1 protein-coding gene and 1 pseudogene are annotated in these 2110 nt (G+C 60.1%); one reads left to right on the top strand and one right to left on the bottom strand.

What is annotated here, in order from left to right; all coding sequences use genetic code 11:
* Positions 1–17 precede the first annotated feature (17 nt).
* Positions 18–200, bottom strand: a pseudogene (locus WCA53_RS31095) (LysR family transcriptional regulator); the annotation flags it as partial.
* Positions 201–321: 121 nt separating this feature from the next.
* Between WCA53_RS31095 and ilvD the strand changes: the two are divergent.
* A complete protein-coding gene (gene ilvD / locus WCA53_RS31100) occupies positions 322–1995 on the top strand; it encodes a dihydroxy-acid dehydratase (RefSeq protein ID WP_423920591.1) in 1674 nt (557 codons plus the stop codon).
* Positions 1996–2110 lie beyond the last annotated feature (115 nt).

A 2110-nucleotide genomic window follows, 5' to 3' on the forward strand; every position in this document is an offset into this window, starting at 1 on the left:
TCCGGTAACAGATCCTAGCCGACCGGCGTCAACTCGACGGAGCGCTTGGTCCGCACGAACAGCGCCACGCCGAGCATCTCCTCCAGCGCCCGGATGGCCTGCGACAAGGGCGGCTGGGTCATCGCGAGCCGCGCCGCCGCCCGCCCGAAATGCATTTCCTCGGCAACCGCCGTGAAGTAACGCAATAATCTAAGTTCGATGTTCCGTGCTTCCACTGATATGTTCCGCGACCTAATAGAGCCTGAATAATATATTGGACACGCGCACGCGCACGCTTCATCCTTTCGCGACCAGACAAAAATATTCCCAAGGAGCCCCCACATGGCCTTCAATCGCCGCTCGAAGAACATCACGCAAGGCATCGCGCGCTCACCCAATCGCTCGATGTATTACGCCCTCGGCTACAAGGAAGAGGATTTCGACAAGCCCATGATCGGCATCGCGAATGGTCATTCGACCATTACCCCGTGCAATTCGGGCCTGCAAAAGCTCGCCGATGCCGCTGTCGAATCGATCCGCAAGTCGGACGCGAATCCGCAGACGTTCGGCACGCCGACCATTTCCGACGGCATGTCGATGGGCACCGAAGGCATGAAGTACTCGCTCGTCTCGCGCGAGGTGATCGCGGATTGCATCGAAACGGCGGTGCAAGGGCAATGGATGGACGGCGTGGTCGTGATCGGCGGCTGCGACAAGAACATGCCGGGCGGCATGATCGGCCTCGCGCGCATGAACGTGCCGGGCATCTATGTGTATGGCGGCACGATTCGTCCGGGCAACTGGAAGGGCGTAGACCTGACCATTGTGTCGTCGTTCGAAGCCGTGGGCGAGTTCTCCGCCGGACGGATGTCGAAGGAAGATTTCGATGGCATCGAGAAGAACGCGTGTCCGTCGAGCGGGTCTTGTGGCGGGATGTACACCGCCAACACGATGAGTTCGTCGTTCGAAGCGCTTGGCATGTCGCTGATGTATTCATCGACGATGGCCAATCCCGACCAGGAAAAGACCGACTCCGCAGCGGAATCAGCGCGGGTGCTGGTGGAAGCCGTCAAGGCGGATCTGAAACCGCGCGACATTATTACGAAGAAATCGATCGAAAACGCCGTTGCGCTGATCATGGCGACGGGCGGCTCGACCAATGCCGTGCTCCATTACCTCGCAATCGCGCACGCGGCCGAAGTGGAGTGGAGCATTGACGACTTCGAGCGCATGCGCAAGAAAGTGCCGGTGATCTGCAATCTGAAACCATCGGGTCAGTACGTGGCGACCGATTTGCACAAGGCGGGCGGCATTCCGCAAGTGCTGAAGATCTTGCTTGACGCAGGCAAGCTGCATGGCGATTGCATGACGATTACCGGCAAGACGATGGCCGAGGAATTGAAGGACGTGCCGTCGAAGCCGCGCGCCGACCAGAACGTGATTTTCCCGATCGACAAAGCCCTCTACGACGAAGGCCATCTTGCGATCCTGAAGGGCAATCTGGCGCCGGACGGCGCGGTCGCGAAGATCACTGGCCTGAAGAATCCGGTTATCACGGGTCCGGCGCGTGTGTTTGAGGACGAGCAAAGCGCGATGACCGCGATTGTTGCGGGTCAAATCAAGGCGGGCGATATCGTCGTGTTGCGTTATCTGGGGCCCCAGGGCGGTCCTGGCATGCCGGAAATGCTGGCGCCTACATCCGCGATCATTGGACAGGGATTGGGCGAATCGGTTGGCTTGATCACCGATGGCCGTTTCTCGGGCGGCACGTGGGGCATGGTGGTCGGCCACGTCGCGCCGGAGGCTTTCGTGGGCGGCACGATTGCGTTTATCAAGGAAGGCGATTCGATCACCATCGACGCGCATAAGCTGCTGCTTCAACTCAACGTTGATGATGTTGAAATTGAGCGTCGTCGGGGGGAGTGGAAGAAGCCCGCGCCGCGCTATACGCGTGGGGTACTCGCCAAGTATGCGGCCCTTGCGTTGCCGGCGAATAAGGGTGCGGTGACAGGCTAAGACACGGGAGCAGTCGCTGCGCTCCTTTTTTGGGCGGCTGTGCTGGCGGCGAGTGTGGAGTCCTTCTGCTAGCAGAACCGCCCTGTCCTGCCCGCCCCCCCCAAAAAAACCCGCC

The sequence above is a fragment of the Caballeronia sp. genome (assembly GCF_049581465.1).
Classification (GTDB): Bacteria; Pseudomonadota; Gammaproteobacteria; order Burkholderiales; family Burkholderiaceae; genus Caballeronia.

Coding starts and splice junctions, on each gene's coding strand:
- ilvD (WP_423920591.1), top strand. CDS start 322: ATGGCCTTCAATCGCCGCTCGAAGAACATCACGCAAGGCATCGCGCGC.